At 69.7% G+C, this 1,667-nt stretch carries 1 protein-coding gene; it reads left to right on the forward strand.

The genetic code is table 11. From position 1 onward, the window contains the following. Positions 1–297 precede the first annotated feature (297 nt). Positions 298–1,667 (forward strand): methylmalonyl-CoA mutase (locus tag B9S61_RS29125; RefSeq protein ID WP_103544915.1); only part of this gene is annotated, 1,370 nt, incomplete at its 3' end.

Raw genomic sequence — 1,667 nt, forward strand, 5'->3', positions numbered from 1 at the left:
CCCCTGCCCCCCGCCGTCCCACCGGCCGCACGCCGGCCGCCACCTGAGGTGTACCCCGGAGGTGACCCCGGCCGAACAAAGGGGCATGGTGGTGAGTGACCGGACGGCAACCGCCGAGGTGGGCCGCTGTGAGCGCAGTCCCACCGCGGCTGTGAGGAAGGTCCCAGCGTGTGCCCCTGCACCGGGCCGCACGCGCACCGTTACAGTCCGTCGAGGAGCCGGCCCCGTACTGACGGGTATTCGGTGGTCGGCGGGCGATCAGGTCGGGCAACACTGCTCAGCGGGAGGCATCACACCATGGCGCGCGAGTCGGGCAGTGCCCGGTCCACCGAGAGTGGACTGCCCATCGAACCGGTGTACGGGCCGGAGGCTCTCGAGGGCTGGGACCCGGCCGGGAAGCTGGGTGATCCGGGGGCGTACCCCTACACCCGGGGCGTGTACCCGACGATGTACACGGGCCGGCCGTGGACGATGCGCCAGTACGCCGGTTTCGGCACGGCGACGGAGTCCAACGCCCGTTACCAGCAGCTGATCGCCAACGGCACGATGGGCCTGTCGGTCGCCTTCGACCTGCCCACCCAGATGGGCCACGACTCCGACGCCCCGATCGCCTCGGGCGAGGTCGGCAAGGTGGGCGTCGCCATCGACTCCGTCGACGACATGCGGGTGCTGTTCGGCGGGATCCCGCTGGACAGGGTCTCCACGTCGATGACGATCAACGCGCCCGCCGCCCTCCTGCTGCTCCTCTACCAACTGGTCGCCGAGGAGCAGGGCGTGAGCGCCGACAAGCTCACCGGCACGATCCAGAACGACGTGCTGAAGGAGTACATCGCGCGGGGCACCTACATCTTCCCGCCGAAGCCCTCGCTCCGCCTGATCGCCGACATCTTCAAGTACTGCCGGGCCGAGATCCCGAAGTGGAACACGATCTCGATCTCCGGCTACCACATGGCCGAGGCGGGCGCCTCTCCCGCGCAGGAGATCGCGTTCACCCTCGCCGACGGCATCGAGTACGTCCGTACGGCGGTCGCGGCCGGCATGGACGTCGACGACTTCGCCCCGCGCCTGTCGTTCTTCTTCGTGGCCCGCACGACGATCCTGGAGGAGGTCGCCAAGTTCCGCGCCGCGCGCAGGATCTGGGCGCGGGTGATGAAGGAGGAGTTCGGCGCCAAGAACCCCAAGTCGCTGATGCTGCGCTTCCACACGCAGACGGCCGGGGTGCAGCTGACCGCCCAGCAGCCGGAGGTCAACCTGGTCCGGGTCGCCGTCCAGGGCCTGGGCGCGGTGCTCGGCGGCACCCAGTCGCTGCACACCAACTCCTTCGACGAGGCGATCGCCCTCCCGACCGACAAGTCCGCGCGGCTCGCCCTGCGCACCCAGCAGGTCCTCGCCTACGAGACGGACGTGACCGCGACCGTCGACCCGTTCGCCGGTTCCTACGTCATCGAGAAGATGACCGACGACGTCGAGGAGGCCGCGCTGGAGCTGATGCGGAAGGTCGAGGACCTCGGCGGCGCGGTCAACGCCATCGAGCACGGCTTCCAGAAGAACGAGATCGAGCGCTCCGCCTACCGCATCGCCCAGGAGACCGACTCCGGCGAGCGGGTCGTGGTCGGCGTCAACCGCTTCCAGCTGGACGCGGAGGAGCCCTACGAGCCGCTGCGCGT

The organism is Streptomyces sp. SM1 (assembly GCF_002910825.1).
GTDB classification, from domain to species: domain Bacteria; phylum Actinomycetota; class Actinomycetes; order Streptomycetales; family Streptomycetaceae; genus Streptomyces; species Streptomyces okerensis.